At 66.3% G+C, this 25,937-nt stretch carries 21 protein-coding genes, 1 tRNA gene and 1 riboswitch; of the genes, 2 read left to right on the forward strand and 20 right to left on the reverse strand.

Annotated features, from left to right (window positions below; translation table 11 throughout):
- Nucleotides 1–71: 71 nt before the first annotated feature.
- The 10 genes from rpoN to AC13EK_RS10585 form a co-directional block, all read right to left on the reverse strand.
- Nucleotides 72–1,589 carry an RNA polymerase factor sigma-54 gene (gene rpoN / locus AC13EK_RS10540; RefSeq protein WP_017501512.1) on the reverse strand — a complete coding sequence of 506 codons (1,518 nt, stop codon included), beginning with the start codon at nt 1,587–1,589 and terminating at the stop codon, nt 72–74.
- Between the two features lie 45 nt (nt 1,590–1,634).
- A complete protein-coding gene (gene lptB, locus AC13EK_RS10545; protein WP_010336951.1) occupies nt 1,635–2,420 on the reverse strand; it encodes an LPS export ABC transporter ATP-binding protein in 786 nt (261 codons plus the stop codon).
- Between the two features lie 152 nt (nt 2,421–2,572).
- The gene (locus AC13EK_RS10550) at nt 2,573–4,207 is read right to left on the reverse strand and encodes an arylsulfatase (RefSeq protein WP_069337535.1); all 1,635 of its coding nucleotides are present in this window, start codon (nt 4,205–4,207) and stop codon (nt 2,573–2,575) included.
- A 92-nt stretch (nt 4,208–4,299) separates the two neighbouring features.
- Nucleotides 4,300–5,238 (reverse strand): TauD/TfdA dioxygenase family protein, encoded by a 939-nt coding sequence (locus tag AC13EK_RS10555; RefSeq protein WP_483022191.1) that lies wholly within the window; start codon nt 5,236–5,238, stop codon nt 4,300–4,302.
- Between the two features lie 31 nt (nt 5,239–5,269).
- Nucleotides 5,270–6,679 carry an MFS transporter gene (locus AC13EK_RS10560; protein WP_010336955.1) on the reverse strand — a complete coding sequence of 470 codons (1,410 nt, stop codon included), beginning with the start codon at nt 6,677–6,679 and terminating at the stop codon, nt 5,270–5,272.
- Between the two features lie 22 nt (nt 6,680–6,701).
- The gene (locus tag AC13EK_RS10565; RefSeq protein WP_483022192.1) at nt 6,702–9,137 is read right to left on the reverse strand and encodes a TonB-dependent receptor; all 2,436 of its coding nucleotides are present in this window, start codon (nt 9,135–9,137) and stop codon (nt 6,702–6,704) included.
- Between the two features lie 8 nt (nt 9,138–9,145).
- Nucleotides 9,146–9,304, reverse strand: coding sequence for a hypothetical protein (locus AC13EK_RS10570; RefSeq protein ID WP_004209804.1), 159 nt, complete (start codon nt 9,302–9,304; stop codon nt 9,146–9,148).
- A 287-nt stretch (nt 9,305–9,591) separates the two neighbouring features.
- Complete coding sequence (fdhD, locus tag AC13EK_RS10575; RefSeq protein WP_069337537.1) at nt 9,592–10,443, reverse strand: formate dehydrogenase accessory sulfurtransferase FdhD; 852 nt, start codon at nt 10,441–10,443, stop codon at nt 9,592–9,594.
- A complete protein-coding gene (locus AC13EK_RS10580; protein WP_069337538.1) occupies nt 10,440–12,707 on the reverse strand; it encodes an FdhF/YdeP family oxidoreductase in 2,268 nt (755 codons plus the stop codon). The genes fdhD and AC13EK_RS10580 overlap by 4 nt, the downstream gene beginning before the upstream one ends.
- 136 nt (nt 12,708–12,843) lie before the next feature.
- Nucleotides 12,844–12,930, reverse strand: a tRNA-Leu gene (locus AC13EK_RS10585).
- A gap of 140 nt (nt 12,931–13,070) precedes the next feature.
- On the opposite strand from AC13EK_RS10585, the gene AC13EK_RS10590 reads away from it, so the two are divergent.
- Nucleotides 13,071–13,586 (forward strand): hypothetical protein, encoded by a 516-nt coding sequence (locus AC13EK_RS10590; RefSeq protein ID WP_004209808.1) that lies wholly within the window; start codon nt 13,071–13,073, stop codon nt 13,584–13,586.
- Here AC13EK_RS10590 and gltB read toward each other — a convergent pair whose 3' ends face one another.
- The 6 genes from gltB to AC13EK_RS10620 all read right to left on the reverse strand — a co-directional run bounded on the left by gltB (nt 13,587) and on the right by AC13EK_RS10620 (nt 23,148).
- Nucleotides 13,587–18,122 (reverse strand): glutamate synthase large subunit, encoded by a 4,536-nt coding sequence (gene gltB, locus AC13EK_RS10595; protein ID WP_069337539.1) that lies wholly within the window; start codon nt 18,120–18,122, stop codon nt 13,587–13,589. It lies immediately after the preceding gene.
- Between the two features lie 85 nt (nt 18,123–18,207).
- The gene (locus AC13EK_RS10600) at nt 18,208–18,927 is read right to left on the reverse strand and encodes a DUF2059 domain-containing protein (RefSeq protein ID WP_483022193.1); all 720 of its coding nucleotides are present in this window, start codon (nt 18,925–18,927) and stop codon (nt 18,208–18,210) included.
- On the reverse strand, nt 18,927–20,378 hold the full coding sequence (locus tag AC13EK_RS10605) for an NAD(P)-dependent oxidoreductase (RefSeq protein WP_069337541.1): 1,452 nt from the start codon (nt 20,376–20,378) through the stop codon (nt 18,927–18,929). Before AC13EK_RS10605 ends, AC13EK_RS10600 begins: the two co-directional genes overlap by 1 nt.
- A 165-nt stretch (nt 20,379–20,543) precedes the next feature.
- On the reverse strand, nt 20,544–21,353 hold the full coding sequence (locus AC13EK_RS10610; protein ID WP_048936215.1) for an undecaprenyl-diphosphate phosphatase: 810 nt from the start codon (nt 21,351–21,353) through the stop codon (nt 20,544–20,546).
- A 183-nt stretch (nt 21,354–21,536) separates the two neighbouring features.
- Nucleotides 21,537–22,466 carry a complex I NDUFA9 subunit family protein gene (locus AC13EK_RS10615; RefSeq protein ID WP_069337542.1) on the reverse strand — a complete coding sequence of 310 codons (930 nt, stop codon included), beginning with the start codon at nt 22,464–22,466 and terminating at the stop codon, nt 21,537–21,539.
- 103 nt (nt 22,467–22,569) lie between these two features.
- Entirely contained in the window at nt 22,570–23,148 is a 579-nt protein-coding gene (locus AC13EK_RS10620) for a TMEM165/GDT1 family protein (RefSeq protein WP_069337543.1), read from the reverse strand.
- Nucleotides 23,149–23,241: 93 nt separating this feature from the next.
- A riboswitch (yybP-ykoY riboswitch) is annotated at nt 23,242–23,350 on the reverse strand.
- Nucleotides 23,351–23,384: 34 nt separating this feature from the next.
- On the opposite strand from AC13EK_RS10620, the gene AC13EK_RS10625 reads away from it, so the two are divergent.
- A complete protein-coding gene (locus AC13EK_RS10625; protein ID WP_069337544.1) occupies nt 23,385–23,801 on the forward strand; it encodes a DUF1801 domain-containing protein in 417 nt (138 codons plus the stop codon).
- Nucleotides 23,802–23,810: 9 nt separating this feature from the next.
- Here AC13EK_RS10625 and AC13EK_RS10630 read toward each other — a convergent pair whose 3' ends face one another.
- The 4 genes from AC13EK_RS10630 to AC13EK_RS10645 all read right to left on the reverse strand — a co-directional run bounded on the left by AC13EK_RS10630 (nt 23,811) and on the right by AC13EK_RS10645 (nt 25,931).
- Nucleotides 23,811–24,212, reverse strand: coding sequence for a hypothetical protein (locus AC13EK_RS10630; protein ID WP_170828704.1), 402 nt, complete (start codon nt 24,210–24,212; stop codon nt 23,811–23,813).
- A 97-nt stretch (nt 24,213–24,309) separates the two neighbouring features.
- The gene (locus AC13EK_RS10635) at nt 24,310–24,870 is read right to left on the reverse strand and encodes a hypothetical protein (RefSeq protein WP_010336965.1); all 561 of its coding nucleotides are present in this window, start codon (nt 24,868–24,870) and stop codon (nt 24,310–24,312) included.
- A 15-nt stretch (nt 24,871–24,885) separates the two neighbouring features.
- Entirely contained in the window at nt 24,886–25,440 is a 555-nt protein-coding gene (locus tag AC13EK_RS10640) for a demethoxyubiquinone hydroxylase family protein (RefSeq protein ID WP_004209834.1), read from the reverse strand.
- Complete coding sequence (locus AC13EK_RS10645; RefSeq protein ID WP_010336967.1) at nt 25,437–25,931, reverse strand: disulfide bond formation protein B; 495 nt, start codon at nt 25,929–25,931, stop codon at nt 25,437–25,439. The genes AC13EK_RS10640 and AC13EK_RS10645 overlap by 4 nt, the downstream gene beginning before the upstream one ends.
- Nucleotides 25,932–25,937: the final 6 nt, after the last annotated feature.

Below are 25,937 nucleotides of genomic sequence, written 5' to 3' on the forward strand. Positions count from 1 at the left end.
GCCTTGATCCTATCGGAAAGTCAGGGGATGGCAGCGCCGATGATAGCGGAAGGCGCCGCTGTAGGACAGGTTCAGGCGGCCTTGCCCTTGAGCGCCTTTTGCCGGCGGCGCTGGACCGAGGAGCCGATGCCCATGGATTCGCGATATTTGGCGACGGTGCGGCGGGCGATGTCCATGCCCTTGGCGCGCAGCAGGTCCACCAATGTGTCGTCGGAGAGGATGGCATGGGCCTCCTCCGCGCCGATCAGCGCCTTGATATGGCTCTTCACCGCCTCGGCCGAGACGGCGCCGTCGCCATCCGCCGCCGCGACGCCGCTGGTGAAGAAATATTTGAGTTCGTAGAGGCCGCGCGGGCAGGAGAGATATTTGTTCGAGGTGACGCGGCTGACGGTCGATTCATGCATCTCGATCGCGTCGGCGACCGCGCGCAGGGTCAGCGGCTTCAAATAGGCGACGCCGTTGCGGAAGAAATCCTCCTGCTGGCGGACGATCTCGCTCGCCACCTTGATGATCGTCTTCTGCCGCTGGTCGAGCGCCTTCACCAGCCAGTTGGCGCTGGCGAGGCAGTCCGCAAGCCAGGCCTTGCTCGCCTTGTCCTGCGGGCCGCCGGCCAGTTCGACATAATAGGTGCGGTTGACCAGCACGCGCGGCAGGGTGGCGCTGTTGACCTCTATGCCCCAGCCTTCGCGGGTGCGGCTGACGAACAGGTCGGGCGTGACCGGCGTGGCGCTGTCGCTGGCGAAGCGCAGGCCGGGCTTGGGATCATAGCCGCGCAGTTCGCGGATCATGTCGGCCAGATCTTCTTCATCCACGCCGCAGATGCGGCGCAGCTGGGGCAGGGCGCCCTTGGCCAGCAGGTCGAGATTGGCGAGCAGCCGCTGGATGCAGGGATCGTAGCGGTTCGCCTCCTTCGCCTGAAGGGCGAGGCATTCGGCGAGCGAGCGGGCGCCCACGCCGGTGGGATCGAAGCTGTGGATAACTTCCAGCACGGCCTCGACCGTAAAGAGTGGAACGCCCAGGCCATGGGCGGTCTGGAGCAGATTGGCCTCCAGATAGCCCGCTTCGCTGATCTGGCCGATCAGCTGGGTGGCGATCAGCAGGTCCATGCCCGACAGCGTGCTGCGGGCCTGATCCATCAGATGTTCCTGCAGGCTGGGCGCGGCATTGGCGAAACTGTCGAAATCGACCGCTTCGCCCGAACCGCTGCCGCCGCCGAGCATGTCGAGCGAGCCTGAGCCGCTGCCCGCGGCCATGCGGTCGGCCGGGCCATCGTCGATGAAGGTTTCCGCGCCATGATCGACATCGAGCGGACTGTCGGCGCCGCCCAGCCCCTGGGCGATCAGATCGTCGCTGGCGCCGGTTTCGGCGGCCAGGGTGGGCGCCTCCACCTCACGGTCGACGCCGCTGCCTTCCCGGCCGCCGTCATCGGCGGCGCCCTGTTCGAGCAGCGGGTTCTTTTCGAGTTCGCCCGCGACGAACGCCTCGATCTCCAGATTGGACAGCGCCAGCAGCTTGATCGCCTGCTGGAGCTGCGGCGTCATCACCAGAGACTGGCTCTGGCGGATGTCGAGGCGTGGCCCGAGCGCCATCAGCCGGGCCGTCCTGCATCAGCGAGGGGGCGCCGGCCGATCATGTCAGAGCTGGAAATTCTCGCCCAGATAGAGGCGGCGAACATCGGGATGGGCGACCAGTTCGGTCGGGCTGCCGGCGAACAGCACCTGGCCGCTGTAGATGATGCAGGCGCGGTCGACGATTTCCAGCGTCTCGCGCACATTATGGTCGGTGATGAGGACGCCGATGCCGCGCGTCTTGAGCTGCTTCACCAGGTCGCGAATGTCGGCGATCGACAGCGGATCGATGCCGGCGAAGGGCTCGTCGAGCAGCACGATCGAGGGATCGGCGGCCAGCGCGCGGGCGATTTCGCAGCGGCGCCGTTCGCCGCCCGACAGCGCCATGGCGGCGGAATCGCGCAAACGGGTCAGGCCGAATTCGTCGAGCAGCTGTTCCAGCTTCTCGGCACGGGCGGCCTTGTTGGGTTCGGCCATTTCCAGCACGGCGCCGATATTCTGTTCGACCGTCAGGCCCCGGAAGATCGAGGTTTCCTGCGGCAGATAGCCCAGACCCAGGATCGCGCGGCGATACATGGGCAGGCCGGTAATATCCTGGCCGTCGAGGATGATGCGGCCCTGATCGGGACGGACGAGGCCCATGACCGAATAGAAGCAGGTCGTCTTGCCCGCGCCATTGGGGCCGAGCAGGCCGACGACCTCGCCCTTGCCCACGGTCAGCGACACGTCGGACAGGACGACGCGCTTGTCATAGCTTTTCGCGATCGAGATGACGGACAGGCCCTCGCCCACTTCCTGCGGAGCGAGCGGTCGCGCTGAAGCGGCCCTGTCCTGGATCGTCACATCGTCCATCACTTCAATCCTTGTGCCGCCAAATCGGGGTGCGGCGGACATGGGTCCGTCTGCGGCAATTGGCAAGCTTTGTGCATGGGATCGCCGCCGGGGCAAGGGGAAAATGCGATGGAGAAGAGGGGGATGGGCGCGCCAGCCCCCTCATGCGCGGGTTATTCCACCATGATGCGCGGGTTGGGCAGGACGACACCGACATCGCTGGCATAGGCGTCCCACGCCTTTTCCAGCGCCGCCCGGCGTGCCGGTTCGCGGGCGGACAGGTCCGTGGTCTCGCCCGGATCGGCGACGATGTTGAACAGATGCCATTGGCCATCGCCGGCATCGGTGATCTTCCAGTCGCCCTGGCGCAATGCGCGCGAGCCGAACAATTCGGTGCCGATCGCCTCGCTGGCGGGATGGACCGTCGGCGCCGTGCCGGCGAGCCAGGGCGCCCAGCTGGTGCCGCGGATCGGCTGGACGGTGCGGCCCTGGAACGTCCCCTTGGGCGGGGCGATACCGGCCAGGTCGATCAGGGTGGGGGCGATGTCCATGACGTTGAGATAGTCATGGGCGATGCTGCCGGGCTTCTTGACGGCCGGGCCGGAGAGGAAGGCGGTGGTGCGTGTGCCACCCTCGGTCGCGAATGCCTTGTAGAGCCAGGATGGCGTGGTTGCCGCCTGCGCCCAGCCGGGGCCATAGCTGATATAGCTGCTGTCCTTGCCGAGATTGTCATAGCTGTTGTCGGCCGCCTCGGCGCGGGCGCGGAAGCGGGGATTCCTGGCATGGACCAGGTCCATCCCCTCGGCGCCATTGTCGGCGAGGAAGAGGATGACGGTATTGTCATATTCGCCGCTGGCCTTGAGCGCATCGATCACCCGGCCGACATTCTGGTCGAGCCGGTCGACCATCGCGGCATAGATTTCCATCGTCCGCGACGCGGTCTTCTTCTCGTCCGGGGTCAGCTCTGCCCAGGGCTTGCTGTTTTCAAGGGGGTGCTGCGCGGCGCTGGCCGGGACCAGGCCGAGCGCGATTTGCTTCTTGAGCCGCTCGGCGCGCAGCGCTTCATAGCCCGCCTCATAGCGGCCCTTATATTTGGCGATGGTTTCGGCCGGAGCCTGCAGAGGCCAGTGCGGCGCGGTGAAGGCGAGATAGGCGAAGAAGGGCTTGTCGTCCTTGGTCGTCTTGATCTGGTCGATCAGTTTGGTGGCGAAGGCGTCGGAGGAATAATAGTCGCTGGGCAGGCTTTCGAGCGTGCGGCCATCCTCGCGATAGGTGGTGAAGCCGGGCTTGGGCGTGGCCGAAATGTCGGTGCCATAATGATTGCCCGCCCCCTGCAGCAGCGCGAAGCTGTGCTGGAAACCGCGGGCATGGGGATCCTGCTCGGGGGTGAGGCCCAGATGCCATTTGCCAGAGAAGAGGGTGCGATAGCCGCCGGCGGTCAGGACTTCGGGCAGGGCGGCGATGTCGGTGCGCAGATAGCCTTCATGGCCGGGCTTGCCGACCTGATTGGGGGCCTGCATTTCCGCCATGGTGCCAAGGCCGGCGCGATGATTGTCGGTGCCCGACAGCAGCATCGAGCGGGTCGGCGAGCAGGTGGGCGCGGTGTGGAAGCCGGTCAGGCGCACGCCCGACAAAGCGAGCCGGTCGAGATTGGGTGTGGATATCTCGCTGCCAAAGGCGCCGAGATCGGAATAGCCCAGGTCGTCGGCGACGATCACCAGGAAATTGGGACGCTTTTCCTGCGCCGCCGCGGGCGTGGTGAGGGCGGTGGCCAGCGCCAGGCTGGCAAGGACAGTGCGGAGCTTCATGGGGTCTTCCGTGAAAAGGGGCCGCGTCCGGAAGGAACGCGGCCCAGTGTGCCGAAGGTCAGGGTCAGGGTAGGGGGGTGAGCAAGCCCTGCTCAGGCGGCTTCGGCAATCTTGCCATCTTCCTTCTTGATGATGCGGCTGTTGCGGCCGTCGATCGAGACGGGGACGGTGCCGGCGATGGTGGCGCGGCGCAGCTGGCGATGCTGGGTGCCGAAATCGGCGATGGCGCGATGCTGGGTGGCGCGATTGTCCCAGATGGCGACGTCACCCGGCTGCCAGCGCCAGCGCACGGTGTTTTCCGGCCGGGTCACGGCATCCTGGAAGGTGGCGAACAGGCGCTGGCTGTCGGCCTGGCTGAGGCCGACGAACTGCTTGAAGAAATGGCCCAGGATCAGCGAGCGCTCGCCGCTTTCGGGATGGACATGGACCAGCGGATGTTCGGTTTCATAGACGGTCGAGGCGAAGACTTCGCGATAGCGCTTCACCGCTTCCTCATTCGCGTTGGTGACGACCGAGGCATAGTCATAGAGGTTGGAATGGACCGCCCACAGGCTGTTGGCGAGCTGGCGCAGCGGTTCGGGCAGTTCTTCATAGGCGCCCGCCGTATTGGCCCAGAGCGTGTCGCCCCCGGCCTGCGGGATGACGATGGCGCGCAGGATCGAGGATTCGGGGTAAGCGGGGACGAAGGTGACGTCGGTATGCCAGCTCGACGCGGCGCGGCCCTCCTTCGAATCCAGTTCCAGCAGATATTTGGAGCCGGGCACGACCGGGACGGTCGGGTGGGCGACGGGCTTGCCGAACCGTTCGGCAAAGGCTTCCTGGCCGGCATCGTCGAGATGATGCTGGGCGCGGAAGAAGATCACCTTGTGGCGGACGAGCGCGGCGCGGATCGCGGCGATGGTGGCGTCGTCGAGGTCGCCGCCCAGCGCGACGCCGCGGATCTCCGCGCCGATACGGCCGGCGACGGGAACGACATCGAGCGGACCGTCGGCATCGGCGGCGTTGAGGAAGCTCTGGGTCAGGATGGTCATGGCAGGTCTCCTTGAAATTATGCGTGGACGGTCAGGCGGGGATCGCGTCGCGCTGGTCGAGGGCGCGGCGGATTTCGGCATGGGCGGCTTCGTCGAGCGGGAAGCGCCAGATGATGAGGGTGGCGATGATGTGGGCCAGGGCCGGGCCAAGGGCGAAGACGGTCTTCAATCCTTCGAGCGCGGTGGGATCATTGTGCGGGCCGGCGGCAAAGCCGAGCCAGGCGATGAGCGGCAGGGCGATGCCGATGCCGATCGCCGGGCCGAGCTTGGCCGAGAGGGCGAAGACCGAGAAGAAGAGGCCGGTGCGGTCATGGCCGGTGCGCAGCCGGTGGGCATCGGCCACATCGGCGACCATGGCGCGTAGCATCAGGTTGCCCGAGCCCTGGGTCAGCCCCTGGGCGATGGTGAGGGCGAGCAGCAGCGGCAGGCCGCCGGGGAAGACGAAGAGCAGGCCGATATTGATCGCCGCCTGGGCGATTTCGCCGCTGATCGCCGCCTGACGCTTGCCGATGCGGGTGCCGATGCGCAGCCAGATCGGCGCGGCGGCGACGCCGAAGATGAACTGGAGCAGATAGAGGCCGCTCGCCCAGGCGGGCAGGCCCATATACCAGACGGCGAAGAAGACGATCAGGCTGGCGCGGATCGACTGGCCGGCGGTGACCACCGCGTCGGAGGCGAGGACGCGCAGCAGCAGCCGATCGGAGAAGATGACGCTGGTGGCGCGCCAGAAGCTTTGGCGGACCGGCGGGGTGGCGGGCACCGGCGGTTCGGGCACGGAAAAGAGGGTCAGGGCGAGGCTGGGGATGAGGGTGGCGATGATGAAGCCGCCGACCAGTTGCAGCTTCAGCGTGCCATTGCCCGGTTCGACCTGGTCGAGGATGGTCGGCAGCACCAGCACGGCGAGCAGGCCGATGGCGCGCAGCAGCGCCTGATAGCTGACGACGCGGGTGCGGCCATGATAATGGCGCGATAGCTCGCCGGCCCATGCGGAGGCCGGGATCTCGATCATCGACCAGCCGAGATAGAAGAAGAAGAGGGCGGCGCCGAGATAGGCGGGTGTCACCAGCGCGGCGGGCGGGAAGAAGAGCAGCGCCGAAGACAGGCCGAACAACAGGCCGCCGGCCGCGATCCACGGGCGGCGCCGGCCAAAACGGCTGCGGGTACGGTCGCTGAGCGCGCCGACCAGCGGATCGGCGCTGACGTCCCAGATGCGGCCCAGCAGGAAGATGAAGCCGATGGTGGCGAGCGAGAGGCCGAACTGGGTGGCGTAAAGCTGCGGCACGAACAGGGCGAGCGGCAGGCCGGCGCCGGCGATCGGCACCGCGATCGAGGCGAAGCCGGTGAGGCGCAGGCGCGAGGGCTCCCCCTCCCCGACGCGGGCGGGTTCCGGCCGGGTGATGCTCCGGTCATCCAGATAGTCTGCGTAGGGAAGGGTAGCCATGATCTTGCCTCCGTATTGGGGGTCAGAATTTGCTGCGCAGGGTGACGCCGATAGTGCGGGGATCGCCGACGGTGGCGGTGACGAGGCCGGTGTTCGCGACCGAGAGCGTGTCGACATAATCCTTGTCGAACAGGTTCTTGGCCCAGAGCGACAGGTCGATCAGGCCATCGTCCAGCCGCACGCCGATGCGCGCATTGGCGACGCCGTAGCTGGGCACCAGCGAGTAGCGGCTGTCCGACACGGCGGTGTAGTAGGAGGAGCGCCAGCTATAGTCGGCGCGGCCGTAAAATTGGGCGTCGCCCCATTTGGTGGTGCCGAGCGGAATGGCGAAGTCGCCGCCCGCGCTCCACGACCATTCGGGCACGCCCGACAGCGGCTTGCCGCTCAGGTCGGTCACGGCCGAGCCGCCGGTGGTCGGGTTCAGTGCCTCGACCGGGGTGGGGCCGTTCTTGAAGTCGACATAATAGGCGTCGGTATAAGCGAGCGAGGCGTTGAGGTTGACATAGCGGCTGAGCGCCAGCGCACCGTCCAGTTCGAAGCCGCGCGCGCGCGCCTCGGGAATGTTGGTGATATAATTGCGGGTGCTGTTGGTGCCGACAATCTGTTCGGTGATCGCGGTCTGATAGTCGAAGATATTGGTCCAGAAGGCGGCGGCGTTGAGCGTTGCCTTGCCGCCCCAGAACTGGCTCTTCACGCCGGCTTCGTAATTGTCGACCTTCTCGCCGCCGACATCGGGGCTGACCCCGGCCGGGATGTTGGTGAGGTTGAGGCCGCCCGGCTTGTTGCCGCGCGAATAGGTGGCATAGACCAGCATATCCGGCGTCACCTTGTAGGACAGGGTGGCCAGGCCCGAGAGGCTGTTGTCGGTGAAGCCGGTCGAGTAGCTGGTGACGGGGTTGAGGCTGTTGCGCAGCGCGATCGCGGCGGTGCGCTGGGCCGCGGTCAGGCTGGAAAGATCATTCCCCTCCGCCCACCACTGGCTGTAGCTGCCCTGTTTCTTCTCGTGCGTGTAACGCAGGCCGAGCGTCAGCGAGAGGCTGTCGGGGATGATGGCGTAGCTGGCCTGGCCGAACAGCGCGGCGCTCTTGGTTTCCGGATTGGAGCTGGAGCGGGCGACGAAGCCGTTGACCGCCGCATTGCTAACCACCGGATCGGCATTGGGGAAGAGCCAGAGCGGCGCGTCAACGCCATAGCCGGCGGCGCCCGACCCGTTGATGATCTGCCAGAAATAATAGGCGCCCAGCACATAGGAGAGGCGGGTGTCGCCATTGGAGGCGACGCGAAATTCCTGGCTGAACTGGCGCTGGTTATTTTCCTGATGGTTGAGCGTGTTGACCGAGAGCGAGGTGGCGTCGCTGTCGTTGCGCGGATACCAGTTCCAGGCGCGATAGGCGGTGATGGAGCTGAGCGTCACCGGGCCGACATCCCAGTCGGCCTTGCCCGAAATGCCCCACTGATTCATGTTCGCCTGGAACTGGCCGTCGACATCGACCTTGCGGGCGAAGGGATCGGTGGCGAGCGGCGTGTAGCCGGCGCGGGCGGCGCGGATCGCGAAATTGTTCGCGATCGTGTTGCCGTCATCATAGGTGGTGAAGACGGTGCTGGGCAGGCGGACGCAGCAGTTGAGCGTCTGCTTGGCATAGTCACCGATCAGGCGCAGGCTGAAGCCCTCACCCTGGGTCAGCAGCAGCTGGCCGCGCGCGGTGAAATTGTCGTAATCGTGAATTTTCTTGCCGTTATGGACATTGGTCAGGAAGCCATCGCGATGGGTGTCGGCAATGCTGACGCGCACCGCTGCCCAGTCGGTGAGGCCGCCGGTGACCGAGCCGCGCACCTGATGGAAACCATAGTCGCCCAGCGTCGCTTCCACCTGGCCGCCGAAATCGAAGCTCGGCTGGCGGGTGGTGATGTTGATCGCGCCGGCGGTGGTGTTCTTGCCGAACAGCGTGCCCTGCGGCCCGCGCAGCACCTCGATCCGTTCAAGGTCGACCAGATCGAACTGGCTGGCGCCGACGCGGCCATAATAGACATCGTCGATATAGACGCCGACGCCATTTTCGAGACCGTCATTGGTCAGCGCGACGTTGGAGCCGAGGCCGCGAATGTTGATGTTGGTGTTGCGCGGGTTGAAGCTGAACAGCTGGAGGCTGGGCGCGACCTGCTGCACGGCGGCGAGCGTATAGTCGCCGCGCTGTTCGACCAGATCGCCGCCGACGACGGAGAGGGCGACCGGCACGTCCTGCGCCTTTTCGGCGCGGCGGCGGGCGGTGACCAGGATGGGGGCGCCATAATCGCCTTCATCGACGGCGGCTTCGGGGGCCGGGGCAGGCGCGGCGGCGGCGGGTTCGTCGGCAGCATGAGCGGCGCTCGGCAACAGGCCGATGGCGACGCCGGTGAGCAGCAGGCGACGGAGGGACAGGCCGTGCCGGGGTCGGCTGGGCGCGAGGACTTGGGACATGAAGAGGCTTACTCCCTGAATTTCTTGTCTGTTCTGCTTGTGGGCTGCGGACGCAGGGCATCGTCGCGCACGGCATTCAGGCCGTAGAGCGCGGCGGCCGCCTGGAGCAGCGACACGGAATAGGCTGGGTGCGGCGACGCGCGTCGGCCGCGAGCTTCCACGGGCATGCGATCCCCCTTTCCCGCACGACGCATCGGCGGAGGACGGGCGGATGGAGGCGCGCTGACAAGCAGCGCGCTGCGTGGCGGGCGTCAGGCCCTAGATTTCAGATGGATGGCACATCGTTTCATTCCCCGTTCTGTTGGGGGGAACACGAAGCTGGCGTCGTCGCCCGAGCATCGTGCGCTTTAGCTGTTGGTGACGCGGAGCAAGCTGCATCCCGATCAAAAGCCGCGGGTCCGATGCCGATGTCGTCATCCGGGCGGGGACCAGTCCGCTCCGTTTCAAGCAATCTCTACTTATAAGATAGAGTGTCTGGCTCAACCAAGTTTTGCTTGGCCGTGCCCAAATTGCGCTGTGCCGGTCCGTCCGCCCGTTCGAGCATGGCGTCGCGCCGGGCGAGGGTGATGAGGCGCAGGCCCGATTCTGCGGCGCGATCGAGTGCGAGGCTGGTGGGGGCGGAGAGGGTGACGAGCAGCGGGCAGGCGGCGAGCGCGGCCTTTTCCACCAGTTCATAGGAACAGCGCGAGGAGAGGAGGGCGAAGCCGCCATCCCAGCCAAGGCCGGCGCGGGCCATGGCGCCGATCAGCTTGTCGAGGGCGTTGTGGCGGCCGACATCCTCGCGGGCGAGACGGAGCGTGCCGTTGGGCGCGGCGAGGGCGGCGGCGTGGAGGGCGCCGGTGCGCTGATTGCCCGGCTGGCGCGCGTCGAGCGCATCGAGGGCGCGGAACAGGGCATCGTCGCTGGCCTGGCTAGTGGCGGTGACGCGCGGCAGCGGGCGCAGCGCCTGTTCCAGATTCTCTATGCCGCACAGGCCACAGGCGGATTCGGCGACGCGGTGGCGGACGCGCGCGAGGATGCGGTCATGGCGGTCGGCGATCAGGCGGATGCGCAGCAGCAGGCCCTGGGGCGCTTCATGAATGTCGATATCGATGATGTCGGCGGCGGCATCGATCAGCCGTTCGGACAAAGCGAAGCCGGTGGCGAGATCGTCGAGATCGGCCGGGGTCGCCATCAGCACGGCATAGCCGATGCCATTATATTCGAGCGCGACCGGGCATTCGACCGCGACCGCGCGGGTGACGGGCGCGCGGCCGCCGTCCGGGGTGATCCGGGTGAAGCGGACGGGCCGGTCGGCGTCGCTCATCGGGCGGCGCGCACCGTGACGGGAATCGACTTGTAGGCGGGGGTGCCGCTGGCCGGATCATAATCGTCGAGCGGGACGAGATTGTTCGCCTCGGGATAATAAGCCGCGAGCGATCCGCGCGCGATGGCGTGCATGACGATGGTGAAGCCGCGCAATTCACGCCCGGCCGGCGTCGTCACATCGACCTTGTCGCCATGGGCCAGGCCCATCTCCGCCAGATCGATCTCGTTCGCGAAGATGATGTCGCGCCGGCCATGGATGCCGCGATAGCGATCATCATAGCTGTAGATGGTCGTATTATACTGGTCATGGCTGCGGATGGTGGTGAGCAGCAGCGGCAGCGCGCCCTCGTCCTGCGCGGCCGGGTGGGTGATGAACTGCGCCTTGCCGCTGGGCGTGTTCCAGATCCGGTCGCTGGGGCCAACGGTCAGGCGGAAGCCGCCCGGTTCGCGTACCCGGACGTTGAAGTCGCGGAAGTCGGGATAGACCGCCTCGATCCCGTCGCGGATGCGGTCATAATCGGCGACCATGCCGTCCCAGTCGGTGCAGCTGGCGGGCATGGCGGCCTTGGCCAGACCCGCGACGATCGCCGGTTCGGAGCGGACATGGGGCGAGGGCGGCTTGAGCTTGCCGCGCGAGGCATGGACCATCGACATGCTGTCCTCCACCGTCACCCATTGCGGGCCGGCGGCCTGCAGATCCAGTTCGGTGCGGCCAAGGCAGGGCAGGACCAGCGTCTCGCGCGCGGTCAGCAGGCAGGTGCGGTTGAACTTGGTGAGGATGTTGATCGACAGGTCGAGCCGGCGCACGGCGGCGAAACAGGCATCGGGATCGGGCATGGCGACGGCGAGATTGCCGCCGAGCGAGATCAGCGCTTTTGATTCGCCAGCGTGCATGGCGGCCAGCGCCTCGACCGCATTATGGCCATGCTTGCGCGGCGACTGGATGGAAAAGGCGGTGTCGAGCCGTTGCAGCATCGCCTCGGTCGGCAGTTCGGTGATGCCGACGGTGCGGTCGCCCTGCACATTGCTATGGCCGCGCAACGGGCAGATGCCGGCACCCGGCTTGCCGAAATTGCCGCGCAGCAGCAGCAGGTTGGCCAGCGCCTGCACATTCTGCGTGCCGTGGCGATGCTGGGTGATGCCCATGCCGTAGCAGATGATGACCCGATCGGCCCTGGCATAGACATGGGTCATGCTCTCGATCGCTTCGCGGGTGAGGCCGGACAGGCGCTCGATCCACGGCCATTGGGTGGCTTCGATGTCGGCGCACAGGGCGTCGAAGCCCTCTGTATGCTGGGCGATGAATTCGTGGTCGATCGTGCCGGGCTGCTGCGCCTCGATCGCCAGCAGCGCCTTCATCATCCCCTTGAGCATCGCCATGTCGCCGCCGATCCGCACCTGATGATAGGCGGACGCGAGCGGGGTGGCGCCGGGCGAGAGCATTTCTGTGGGATGCTGGGGCGACTTGAAGCGTTCCAGCCCGCGTTCGCGCATCGGGTTGGCGACGATGATCGGCACGCCGCGCTTGGAGGCGGCGGCGAGCGTGCTCAGCATGCGGGGATGGTTAGTGCCCGGATTATGGCCGATGCAGAAGATCGCGTCGGCATGGTCGAAATCCTCCAGCGTCACCGTGCCCTTGCCGATGCCGATCGACTTGGGGAGGCCGGTGCTGGTCGCCTCATGACACATGTTCGAGCAGTCGGGGAAATTGTTGGTGCCGAACTCGCGGGCGAACAACTGATAGAGGAAGGCGGATTCGTTCGAGGCGCGGCCCGAGCAGTAGAATTCCGCCTGGTCGGCATGGTCGAGCGCCTGGAGCGCGGCGCCGGCGCGGGCAAAGGCTTCGTCCCAGCTGATCGGCACGAAATGGTCGGTCGCGGCATCATAGCGCAGCGGTTCGGTCAGGCGGCCGGCATCTTCGAGCTTGTGGTCGGTCCAGTCCCACAATTCGCTGACGCTGTGGCGGGCGAAGAAATCGGGATCGACGCGCTTGACCGTCGCTTCCCAGGTGACGGCCTTGGCGCCATTCTCGCAGAATTCGAACGAAGAGGTGTGTTTGGGGTCGGGCCAGGCGCAGCCGGGGCAGTCGAAGCCGTCGGGCTGGTTCATCTGGAGCAGGGCGCGGGTGTCGGGGCTGGCGCGCATCTGTTCGGCGACCGTCTTTGCCACCGCACGCAGGGCGCCCCAGCCGCCGGCCGGGCCGTCATAGCTGGATACGCCTTCCACCGTGTCGGGGATCAGGTCTTCGGCGGATTTGTCCATGGTCGTCTGTCCCACATCATCGCGGTGCCCCGCGTGGGATATAGGAAAATTCGGCTGGAGAACCAAGGCCGGGCAGGCAGGGTGAGGGGGGCCCGCAGGGGGCTGTCATCATCATCTGCAGCTATCGGGAAAGTGATGGTGCGGTCGAGAAGACTCGAACTTCCACGGCCTTTCGGCCACAACGACCTCAACGTTGCGCGTCTACCAATTCCGCCACGACCGCACATCAACAGGGAAACCGGCGGGGCCGGTGCCTTGGTAGGAGGCGGCCCTTAGCAAAGGCTTTTGGGTCATGCAACCAGTGATCGGCATCAACGTTATCTTTGTTTGGCAGAAAGTCGGTTGCGAAAGGGGGCTGGCCCCATGTCGTTGCATTTCTGGGTGGGATCGGGCGGCGCGCTGGTGGCCGCCGCCGTGATGGGGCTGGGCCTGGGCGCCTATGTCACCAGCCCGCAAAAGCCGGTGCGGCCTGCGCTGGAGGCGGAACTGGATAGCGGCGACATGGCGACGGCGCAGACTCTGCCGGAGGCCGAGCGCGGACCGGCGTTCGTGACCTGCACCGGATGCGGACCGACCCTGGAGGAACGGCGGATGCAGGCCGACATGGCGGGGCTGGATGCCGATGGCATGATCGGCGAATCGCGCGATCCGGCGGTGCGCGACTATCTGGCGGAAGAGGAACAGCCGGTCGAATCGGCGGCGCTGGGGTATCCGCCGCTGCCGCAGCCGACGGTGCGGGTGGATCGCCTGCCGCCGCGGATCGAGCGATTCGCGGCGGGCGAGGCTCAACCGGGACCGGCGCTGAGGCCGGTCGCGGCGACGACGGCGTCGCCCCCGCCGGTCCCCGCAGAACCGGCAGAGGCGGGCTTGCCGCAGTAATTATTCGGCAGCGACCGGGGTCGATGCGTCGCTCAGCGGATGGGCCAGGCGATTGACCATTTCCTTCGGGCAGACCTGCCAGATGTAGCGGCGCCAGCGATCCCAATCCTCCAGGATGGTGTTCGACCATTTGCTGTCGGTCGCGACCGCATGTTCAGCAATCAGCGCCTTCAGCTCGCCTTCCCAATGGGCACTGTCCAGACGCTGCCAGACGATGCTTTCCGGGTTGGCGCGGCTCGGGAAGCTGCCATCCTCGTCGAGGATGAAGGCCATGCCGCCGGTCATGCCCGCGCCGAAATTGGCGCCGGTCTTGCCCAGGATGACGGCGGTGCCGCCGGTCATATATTCGCAGCCATTGGCGCCGCAGCCTTCGACCACCACCTTCGCGCCCGAATTGCGGACCGCGAAGCGCTCGCCGGCCTGGCCCGCCGCGAACAGCTTGCCGCTGGTCGCGCCGTAGAGGACGGTGTTGCCAAGGATGGTGTTGTCCTTCGACGATAGCGGCGAGGAGACGGTGGTGCGCACCTTGATGATGCCGCCCGAAAGCCCCTTGCCGACATAGTCGTTGGCGTCGCCGAACACTTCCAGGGTGATGCCCTTGCAGAGGAAGGCGCCGAGCGACTGGCCGGCCGAGCCGCGCAGGCGCACGGTCAGATGGCCGTCCGCCAGCGTCGACATGCCGAACTTTTCGGTCACGGCGGAGGAGAGGCGGGTGCCGACGGCGCGGTGCGTGTTGCGCACCGTGTAGGTCAGCTGCATCTTCTCGCCGCGCTCGAACACGGCGCGGGCATCCTTCATCATCTGCGCGTCGAGGCTGTCGGGCACTTCATTGCGCCACTGGGGCAGGCTGAAGCGGCGATGCTCGTCGGGGGCGTCGACCTTGGCCAGGATCGGGTTGAGGTCGAGATCGTCGAGATGCTCGGCGCCGCGATTGACCTGCTTCAACAGTTCGGTGCGACCGATCACTTCGTCCAGGCTGCGGAAGCCTAGGCGGGCCAGGATCTCGCGCACTTCCTCGGCGATGAAGGTCATCAGGTTGATGACCTTTTCCGGCGTGCCGGTGAACTTCTGGCGCAGCTTCTCATCCTGCACGCAGACGCCCACGGGGCAGGTGTTGCTGTGGCACTGGCGCACCATGATGCAGCCCATGGCGACCAGCGACAGCGTGCCGATGCCGAATTCCTCGGCGCCCAGGATCGCGGCGATGACGATGTCGCGCCCGGTCTTGAGGCCGCCATCGGTGCGCAGCTTCACGCGGTGGCGCAGGCCGTTGAGGGTCAGCACCTGATTGGCTTCCGACAGGCCCATTTCCCAAGGGGTGCCGGCATATTTGATCGAGGTCTGCGGGCTGGCGCCGGTGCCGCCGACATGGCCGGCGACCAGGATGACGTCGGCATGCGCCTTGGCAACGCCGGCCGCGACCGTGCCGATGCCGGCCTGGCTGACCAGCTTGACGCAGACGCGGGCGCGCGGGTTGATCATCTTGCAGTCATAGATGAGCTGCGCGAGATCCTCGATCGAGTAGATGTCATGGTGCGGCGGCGGCGAGATCAGCGTCACGCCGGGCGTCGAGTGACGCAGGCGGGCGATGAATTCGGTCACCTTGAAGCCGGGCAGCTGGCCGCCCTCGCCGGGCTTGGCGCCCTGCGCGACCTTGATCTCGATTTCCTCGGCGGAGCCCAGATATTCGGCATGGACGCCGAAGCGGCCGGACGCGATCTGCTTGATCACCGAATTGGCGTTGTCGCCATTCTCATAGGGCTTGAAGCGCGCGGCATCCTCGCCACCCTCGCCCGACACCGCCTTGGCGCCGATGCGGTTCATGGCGATCGCCAGCGTCTCATGCGCCTCGGGGCTGAGCGCACCCAGCGACATGCCCGGCGTCACGAAGCGCTTGCGGATCTCGGTGGTGGCTTCCACCTCGTCGATCGGCACCGCCTCGCGGGCGAAGTTGAACTCCATCAGGTCGCGCAGATAGACCGGCGGCAGGTCGCGCACGCCGCGCGAAAATTGCAGATAGGTCGAATAGCTGTCGGTGCCGACGGCGGTCTGCAGCAGATGCATCAGCTGGGCGGAATAGGCATGGGCCTCACCGCCGTTGCGCTGGCGATAGAAGCCGCCGATCGGCAGGCGGACGACCGCACTGTCATAGGCCTTGTCGTGGCGCAGCATCGCCGAATAGTGGAGCGAGGCATAGCCTTCGCCCGAAATCTTCGCCGGCATGCCGGGGAAGAGATCGTTGACCAGGGCGCGCGACAGGCCGACCGCTTCGAAATTATAGCCGCCACGATAGGAGCTGACGACCGCGATGCCCATTTTGGACATGATCTTGAGCAGACCCTCGTTGATCGCGGTGCGCTGACGCTCGAAACACTGGTCGAGGGTCAGGTCGCCGAACAGGCCACGGGCGTGGCGATCGGCGATGCTGGCTTCGGCCAGATAGGCGTTTACCGTGGTCGCGCCCACGCCGATCAGCACCGCGAAATAATGGGTGTCGAGCGCTTCGGCCGACCGCACGTTGATCGAGGCATAGCTGCGCAGGCCCTTGCGGACGAGATGGGTGTGGACGGCCGCGGCCGCCAGCACGCCCTGGATCGCGACCCGGTCCTGCCCGGCGCGCTCGTCGGTCAGGAACAGTTCGCTGCGCCCTTCGCGCACCGCCTGCTCGGCTTCCTCACGGATGCGGGCGATCGCCGCGCGCAGCTGCTCCTGGCCGCCGGTCGAGGGGAAGGTGCAGTCGATTTCGGCCACGGCCGGGCCGAAATAGGCCTTGAGCCGCGCCCATTCGGCACTGTTGAGCACCGGCGATTCCAGCACCAGCACATGGCTGTTCTGCGCATCTTCCTCCAGGATGTTGTGGAGGTTGGAGAAGCGCGTCTTGAGGCTCATCACATGCCGTTCGCGCAAGGGGTCGATCGGCGGGTTGGTGACCTGGCTGAAATTCTGGCGGAAGAAATGGCTGATGGTGCGCGGCTTGTCGGAGATGACCGCCAGCGGTGTGTCGTCACCCATCGAGCCGATCGCTTCCTTGGCATCCTCCACCATCGGCGCGAGGATCAGTTCCATATCCTCCAGCGTCATGTTGGCCGCGACCTGACGACGGGTCAGTTCCGCCTTGTCCCATGCCGGCAGGGCGCTGGGGACGTCGGGCAGGTCGGTGATGTCGAGGAAGTCCTTGATCAGGTCGCCATAGGGGCGCTCGCCCGCGATGCGATCCTTGATCGCGCGGTCGTCATAGACTTCGCCTTCCTGCAGATCGATCGCGATCATCTGGCCCGGACCCATGCGGCCCTTCTGGACGATGGTGGTTTCGGGCACGACGACCATGCCGGTTTCCGAACCCACGATCAGCAGATTGTCGCCGGTCAGCGTGTAGCGCAGCGGGCGCAGCGCGTTGCGGTCGACGCCGGCCACGACCCAGCGGCCATCGGTCATCGCGAGCGCGGCCGGGCCGTCCCACGGCTCCATCACGGAGGCGAGATATTCATACATGTCGGCATGCGCCTTGGGCAGCTCGGCGCTTTCCGCCTGCCATGCCTCGGGCACCAGCATCAGCTTGGCCGTGGGCGCATCGCGGCCCGAGCGGCAGATCGCCTCGAACACGGCGTCGAGCGCGGCGGTGTCCGACGCGCCGGCCGGGATCACCGGCTTGATATCCTCCGACTGCTCGCCGAAGGCCAGCGACGCCATCTTGATCTCGTGGCTCTTCATCCAGTTCTTGTTGCCGCGGATCGTGTTGATCTCGCCATTATGGGCGAGGGTGCGGAACGGCTGGGCGAGCCACCATTGCGGGAAGGTGTTGGTCGAATAGCGCTGGTGGAAGATGGCGACGCGGCTCTCGAACCGCTCGTCCTGCAGGTCCGGGTAGAAGACCGACAGCGATTCGGCGAGGAACAGCCCCTTGTAGATGATCGAGCGGCAGCTGAGCGAGCAGACGTAGAAGTCCTGGATCTGCGCGGCGATCACCTTCTTTTCGATCCGGCGGCGGATGAGGTAGAGATCCTTTTCGAACTCGGCCTGGTCGCGTTCCTCGGGCATCGGCCCGGCGATCATGATCTGCTCGATCTCCGGGCGGGTGGCCTGCGCCTTCTGGCCGATGACCGACACGTCGACCGGCACCTGGCGCCAGCCATAGATGGTGTAGCCCGCGTCGATGATCTCGCTTTCGACGATGGTGCGGCAGGCTTCCTGTGCGCTGAGGTCGGTGCGCGGCAGGAAGATCATGCCGACGGCCAGGCGGTTGGGCAGCGGCTTGTGGCCCGAATCGGCGATCGCGTCGTCGAAGAAGCGCACCGGCAAGTCGACATGGATGCCCGCGCCGTCGCCGGTCTTGCCGTCGGCGTCGACCGCGCCGCGATGCCACACGGCTTTCAGCGCATCGATCGCGGAGGAGACGACGCGGCGGCTGGGCCGGCCATCGGTGGCGGCGACCAGGCCGACGCCGCAGGCATCGCCCTCCATCTCGGGATGATACATGCCCTCGGCAGCGATGCGTGCGCGCTCTTCGGGGCTGGCCATGAAATTGGTGTCGGTCATGATGACTTACCCTTGCATCTGGCCGTCCCCTTCTTGGGGCACGGCCGCCTTCATTCTGTTGGTGCCGGCGTGCCGGCGTCGATCGTCAGTTTGCCTTTTGCGTGTCCGCCCCGAGCAATGCGGTGAGGCGGTCGCGTTCGGCCTTGGTCAGGTCTTTATAGGTGCGCGGTTTGGGCAGCTTGGCGAGTTCGGCCTGAGAGGATTGCATGATCTCCGGCATGGCCTTCATCATGTCGGGCATGATCTTCTGCATGCGGCCGATATAATGGGGGTCGGTTGCCAGCTGCATGAAGCCCTCGCCGAACTTGGCGCCGGTCGGCGTCTTCAAAAAGGCGGCGATCTGATCCAACTCGGTCGCATTGTAGCGATAGGCAAATGCCTCCGCCATGCCGGCGCGCATGTCCGGTTCGTAACGGCCCATGAAGCGGCCCATGGCCGGCATCATGGTGTTGACGATCACGTCCATCCGCTTGCGGAAATTGGGATCGAGGATCGCTATCATTTCCTCCATCGTGCCTTCGCCCAGACCTTCGGCCCGTTCGGGGTCGATGCCGCCGACCTTCAGGAACTCGCGGATGGGCATCTTGGTCATGCTGTCCATCATCGGGCCCATCATCTTCTGCATCATCGGGCCCATCATCTTTTCCATCGTGCCGTCGGGCAGGATGAGGGCCGCGATCGGCTGCGCCTTGGCGAGCAGCGCCGGATCGACCGGCTGCTCGGCGGCTACAGGCGCCGCCGGCGTCTGCGCCTGCACGGCGATCGGGGCCGCCAGCAGAAACAGGGACAGGAAGGCGACGCGCATCAGGCGGCAACCTTCTCGCTGGCGGCGGCGACGGCCTTGGCCTTGAGATATTTGTGCATATGGTCGGTCACGTCGCGGCCATCGCGGATGGCCCAGACCACCAGCGATGCGCCGCGCACGATGTCGCCGGCGGCGAAGACGCCGTCCATGCTGGTCATCATCGTCTTGTGATCGACGCGCAGCGTGCCCCAGCGGGTGACCGACAGGTCGTCGGCGCCGAACAGGCGGGGCAGGTCTTCGGGATCATAGCCCAGCGCCTTGATGACCAGATCGGCTTCCAGCGTATGTTCGCTGCCCGGATCGGGCTCGGGCGCGCGGCGGCCGGACGCGTCGGGCGAACCCAGGCGCATCTTGGTGACCTTGACGCCGGTGACATGTTCCGTGCCCTCGAAAGCGATCGGCGCGGTCAGCCAGACGAACTCGACGCCCTCCTCCTCGGCATTGGCGACTTCGCGCTGCGAGCCGGGCATATTGTCGCGGTCGCGGCGATAGAGGCACTTCACCGACTTGGCGCCCTGGCGGATGGCGGTACGGACACAATCCATCGCGGTGTCGCCGCCGCCGATCACGACGACATTCTTGCCGGTGGCGAGCAGGGTGCCATCCTCGTGGCCGGGCACGGCATCGCCAAAGCCCGCCTTGTTGGAGGCGGTGAGATAGTCGAGCGCCTTGACCACGCCCGGCGCGCCGACGCCCGGCGCCTTGATGTCGCGGGCCTTGTAGACGCCGGTGGCGATCAGGATCGCGTCATGCTTCGCACGCAGCTGTTCCATGCTGGCGTCGCGGCCGACCTCGAACCCTTCGTGGAAGATGATGCCGCCATCCTTGAGGCGCTGGACGCGGCGCATGACGACATCCTTTTCCAGCTTGAAGCCGGGGATGCCATAGGTCAGCAGGCCGCCGGCGCGGTCGTGCCGGTCATAGACATGCACTTCATAACCCGCGACGCGCAGATATTCGGCGGTGGTGAGGCCGGCGGGGCCGGCACCGATGACGCCGACCGACTGGCCGCGCGCGGTGCCGGGGACCAGCGGTTCGACCCAGCCTTCCTTCCAGGCGGTGTCGGTGATGAACTTTTCCACCGAGCCGATGGTGACCGATCCGTGGCCGGAAAATTCGATCACGCAATTGCCCTCGCACAGACGGTCCTGCGGGCAGATGCGGCCGCAGATTTCCGGCATGGTGCTGGTCAGGTTCGACAGCTCATAGGCTTCGCGCAACCGGCCCTCGGCGGTCAGGCGCAGCCAGTCGGGGATATGATTGTGCAGCGGGCAGTGGGTCGAGCAATAGGGCACGCCGCATTGCGAGCAGCGCGACGCCTGTTCCTCGGCCTTGTCCAGAATGAAGGACTTGCTGATTTCCAGAAAGTCCTCGGCGCGCGCATCAGCGCCGCGCTTTTCCGGATAGGCCTGTTCCTTGCCCACGAACTTCAGCATCGGATTTTCAGCCATGGCATTTCCCTGCAACGATTGTTTGCAGTGCGCATAGCAGGAAAACCCGCGGAGTCACGCGGATTCTGGCATTTAGGGCAGTTAAGCTTACCTATTATCTGGCGGTTTGGGAAAAGACTGTCGCGGCGCTGTAATTATCTTTCAAACATTAGGTCCGTATCGGCCTTATCTCAGGCTGAGCCAGACCAGCGCGCCGATGCCGGCAATGATTCGATACCAGGCAAAGGGTGCGAAGCCATGGCGCGACACCAGCCCGACGAACCATTTGATCACCAGCAGCGCGACGATGAAGGAGACGACGAAGCCGAGCGCGATGCTGTCCCAGCCGACCTGGGCGCTGGTGAGCTGGTCGCCCTTCTTGAGCAGTTCCAGCGTCGAGGCGCCGAGCATGGTCGGGATGGCGAGGAAGAAGCTGAATTCGGCGGCGGTGCGGCGTTCGACGCCCAGGGTCAGCGCGCCCATGATGGTCGCGCCCGAGCGGCTGACGCCCGGCACCATGGCGAGGCACTGGATGAAGCCGATGCCGATGACGCGGACCAGCGGAATGTCGGCGATGCCGTGGAAGCGCTGTTCCCTGATCAGGCGCTCGATCACCAGGATGGCGACGCCGCCGACGACCAGCGCGACGGCGACGACGCGGGGCGAGCCGAGCAGCGTGTCGATATAGTCGTGCAGGGCAAGGCCGATGACGACGGCGGGGATGAAGGCGACCAGCAGGTTGCGCACGAAGCGGATGCTGACCGGATCGAGGCGCAGCAGGCCCATGGCCACCGCCCAGAAGGTGCGCCAGTAGAGGACGACGACGGCGAGGATCGCACCGAGCTGGATCATGACATTGAACATCGCCCAGACCGACGCATCATAGCCGAGCAGCTCGCTCGCCAGGATGAGGTGGCCGGTCGACGACACGGGGAGAAATTCGGTCAATCCCTCCACGATGCCGAGCAGGATGACCGTCAGATAATGCATGTCCATGGGGATGTCGGATCCTCAAGCAGGGGGCGCATAAGCCAAGCCCTCCCCCCGCGAAGGGAGAGGGCCGGGCAATGCCTATATGTCAGGGATGCACCATGCCGCAGTGCAGCGAAAAGGCAAAGCGGCATGGCCACGGTCGGTCGTGGCCGATCATCGGCCCGTCGAGCCGATGGCGGGAATGGATCAGGCCTTCACGCGGCCGGCGAAGCGGCCATGCTTGCGATAGGGGACCATCCAGCGTTCGGCGACGGCGGCCATCGGCGTGGGCGCGACGCCCAGCGCCTCAAGGCCCGGCGCGCCGGGCGCGGCGACATTGTCCTGGCCCAACATGGCAAGCTGGTCGCGGGTGATCGGGCCGCCGGGCAGCATCGCCAGCAGCGAGGCGAAGGCGCCGGGCACTTCGACCAGCGGCTTGTCGCCCCGGCCGATCGCCTTGGCGACCCAGGCGTTGATTTCCTTCATGCTCATGACCTGCGGGCCGGCGAGTTCGAAGGTCTTGCCGCCAAAGACGCCGGGCTGCTGCGCCGCGTTGGCGATCGCCTCGGCAACGTCGCCGACATAGACGGGCTGGAATTTGGTGGCGGCGCCGATCACCGGCACGACCGGGCCGCTGCTGGCGACGCCGGCGAAGCGATTGAGGAACTGGTCTTCCTGGCCGAAGATGATCGACGGGCGCAGGATGGTCGCGGTCGGGAAGGCGGCCAGCACGGCGGCTTCGCCCGCAGCCTTGGACCGGCCATAGGCCGAGGGGCTGTTGGCGTCGGCGCCGATCGCCGAGACATGGACCAGCGCGGTGACGCCGGCGGCGGCGGCCGCCTTGGCGACATTGGCAGCGCCCTCATGCTGGACCGCATCAAAATCGCCGCTGAGGATGCCGACCAGGTTGATGACGATGTCGCTGCCGTGCAGGGCGCGGGCGACGGTGTCGGGCTTGCGGATATTGGCCGCGACGAACTGGGTCTGGCCCAGATTACCGAGCGCCTTCACCTTGACCGAATTGGCGAGGTCGCGCTGGGCGATGCGCACGCGCGCGCCGCGTGCCATCAGCGCCTGGGCGACCTGGCGCCCGAGAAAGCCGCCGCCGCCGAAGATGGTTACCAGATTGTCCTTCATCACGCGCGTCCCATGCTGTTCGAAAAGGGGAAAGTTCGTGCCGTTTCCCTTGCAACTTCCGCCGCCCGCTGACAACTGCCCGCCGGCGGCGGCGTTCCGATTTTTACCCGATCCAGCCCTGCAGCCCGGCGATCATCCACAGGCCCAGCAGCAGGAAGAGCAGGGCCGCGCCGACCTGCAGCGCGCGCATCGGCACGTGCTTCGCCAGCGCTTCGCCGAACAGCACGGCCGGGACATTGGCCAGCATCATGCCGCAGGTGGTGCCCGCGGTGACGGCGAGCAGATTGTCGAACTGGGCGCCCAGCGCCACGGTCGCGACCTGGGTCTTGTCGCCCATCTCCACCAGGAAGAAGGCGACCAGCGTGGTCACGAACACGCCGGCCTTGGACGGGGCCTTGAGCGGCGCATCCTCGTCGATCTTGTCGGGCACCAGCGTCCAGAGCGCCATGGCGATGAAGCTGCCCGCCACGGCATAGCGGAACCAGGGCTGGGTCAGCACCCCGGCGATCGAATGGCCGACCAGCGCGGCGAGGAAATGATTGGCGATGGTGGCGACGAAGATGCCCAGGATGATCGGCACCGGCTTGCGAAAGCGGGTGGCGAGCAGCATGGCCAGCAACTGCGTCTTGTCGCCCATTTCGGCGAGCGCGACGAGGGCGGTGGAGGTAAGGAAGGCTTCCATGAAGAACGTCCGGGCCGGGCTCTGACAAAAGACACAATGCCACCGTCTTCCCCGCCCGGCCGGACTGGGAAGCCGATGCCATTGGTCTCGCCCGATGCGGCTGATACCGCATCCCATATGCCATGGCCTCTCGGCCAAATATGTTGACATATGGCCCGTCCCTTTCGGCGGAACGGCTGGCTACTCCCCAGATGACGCGCTAGCCTGTAGTCGGACAGGCCGCGAAAGGCAAGCCGATGGCGACGGGTGAGAACAAGACCATGGAGACGGCGGCGGATGTCGCCGCCTATCTCGACACGGTCGAACCGGCCGAGCGACAGGCGGATGGTCGGATGGTCGCGGCGTTGATGGCGCGGCTGTCGGGCGAGCCGCCACGGCTGTGGGGGCCGAGCATCATCGGCTTTGGCCGCTATCATTATCGCTATGACAGCGGGCGTGAGGGCGACATGTGCCGGATCGGCTTTGCGCCGCGCAAGGCGGAACTGGTCTTCTATCTGGCCGGTCTCGACGACGCCGATTTCATGGCATTGGGCAGGCATGGGCGCGGCAAGGGCTGCCTCTATGTCAAGCGGCTGGCCGATATCGACATGGGCGCGCTGGAGGCGCTGATCGTGCAGAGCCTGGCGCATATGGACGGGCTGTATCCGCGCTAGGAAAAGCGCTCAGGGCGTGCTGCTACTACTCTGCTGCATCCGCCGTTCGGCGAACCATTGTTGCAGCATCTGGGCGGTGCAGCCGGTGAAGCCGTTGCTGCCGATGGCGGAGCAGCTGTTGGGCAGGATCTGGCGCTGGGTCTGTTCCATCGTCGCGACCTGGCTGCCCCAGCCGGGGCCTCCCACTTCTTCGGGCTTTTCGCGCAGCTTCTTGGGGATGCGATAGCGTTCGGATTCGGGCTTGCGGGCGCAGACCACGATTTCCTCGCCCTGGCCGGTCGGGCAGGGGTCATCGCCATAGACGATGAGGTTGAAGATCTTCTGCGGCGGATCATCCTGGGCGACGGCCGGCGCGGCGGGCAGGGCGAGCGCGGCCAGGCCGGCGATCAGCAGGGGGCGGGGGAGACGCATCATCAATTCCTTCATTCGCCCCGGTTGCACCCCGTTCGTCCCGCGCTGCACTGGCGCGGGATCGATATGAACAGACGCCGCAGGACGCCCCATGCCGTCACGGCCGGGGCGGGACTTCCTGTTCCTGCGCCTTCTTGGCATCGGCGTCGGCCTTTTCCTCGGCCAGAACGCGCTTTTCGATCGCTTCGCTGTCGGCGTCGATGGTCGACAGGCGCCTGGCGCGCTCAGCTTCGACCAGATCCTTCCAGCTGGCATTGTCGGCCTGCTGCCGTTCCGCCTTGGCCAGGCGCGACAGCTTGGCGAAGCAGCCGGTGGCGCCGCCGCCGCCGACCGGCGAGCAGCTTTCGGTGCCGTCGCGGCCGACATATTCCATCGACTTCACCCGCTCGCCCCAGGCCTGGTTGCTGGGCTTGTTCGGATCGCCGCGCAGCGGCTCAGGAATGCGGTAGCGTTCCTCCTCGCCCTTGCGCGCGCACACGACGATGCCGTCGCCCTGGCTCTGGGGACAGGCATCATCGCCATAGACGATGACCAGATTGACCTTTTCGGAGCCGGTGCTGGTGGCGGCCGTGGGGGCGCTGTCCTGCTGTGCGAGCGCGGGGGCGGCGGTGCCCAGCATCAGGCCGGCGGCCAGAGCGATCAACGGGGTCTTCATCATCGGTCCGTCCCTTGTTCAGATGCGCTTCGAGAGCGCGATGGCGGCGCGGCAACCCAGGCGGATCGCGCCGGACAGCAGCGGATAGGCCGGGGCCTGTTCCGCACCATGAGCGATGGCGGCGTCGCGATGCTCGACCTCCTCCGCCTGGAAATCCTTGATCAGGGCAGAGAGTTCCGGATCATCCTCGCCCAGTTGCTGCAACTGTTCTTCATAATGCAGGTCGATCTCGGTCTCGATCGCGGCGGTGCAGGCCATGGCGGCCTTTGGTCCCATCGCGGCGGTCACGGCGCCCAGGGCGAAGCCGGCGACGTTCCAGATCGGGTGGATCGCGGTCGGCCGCACGCCGCGTTCGGCGATCAGCGCGTCGAAAGCGGCGCGATGGCGTTCCTCCTGCGCGGCCATGCCGGCGATCAGCCGGCCATAGGGATGGCGATCGCCCATCACCGCAAGCTGCCCGGCATAGATGCGCACCGCGCCGAATTCGCCGGCCTGGTCGACGCGCACCATGGAGGCGCGATCGGCACTATTGGTGCGACGTCCGGGACGCGGGAAATCCTTGGTGGCGCTCATGCCTTCCTCGCTTTCAGCAGCAGGGCCAAGATGGCGAGCGCGGCCGCGCCCGACAAGAGGCCGTTATAGCCTGCCAGCGAAATGCCGAAGAGGCTCCAGGGCGCGACATCGCAGCGGGTGATCGGCGTCGCCATGATCTGGCTCAAAATATCGGCGCTGCTGCCGCCGGTCGGCGTGGTCGAGCAGGCGGTCAGCCCTTCCCACCAGCCATATTCGACCCCGGCATGGAACAGGCCGATGGCGCCGCTGATGCCAATGGCGATGCCGGCGAAACCGGCGAACAGGCCGCTCATGCAGGCGCGGCCGCGCAGGGCATAGGCGACCAGCGCCAGCGGGATCGCGGCCATATGGGGATAACGCTGCCACCAGCACATTTCGCACGGATGCAGCCCGCCCAGATATTGGGAGGCATAGGCCGTGCCCAGCGCGATCACGGGCACGAGCAGGGCAAGCAGGCGGGCGCGGCCCAGGGCGGGGGACAAGCTGTTCATATCGCC

The organism is Sphingobium sp. L-44 (genome assembly GCF_056859495.1).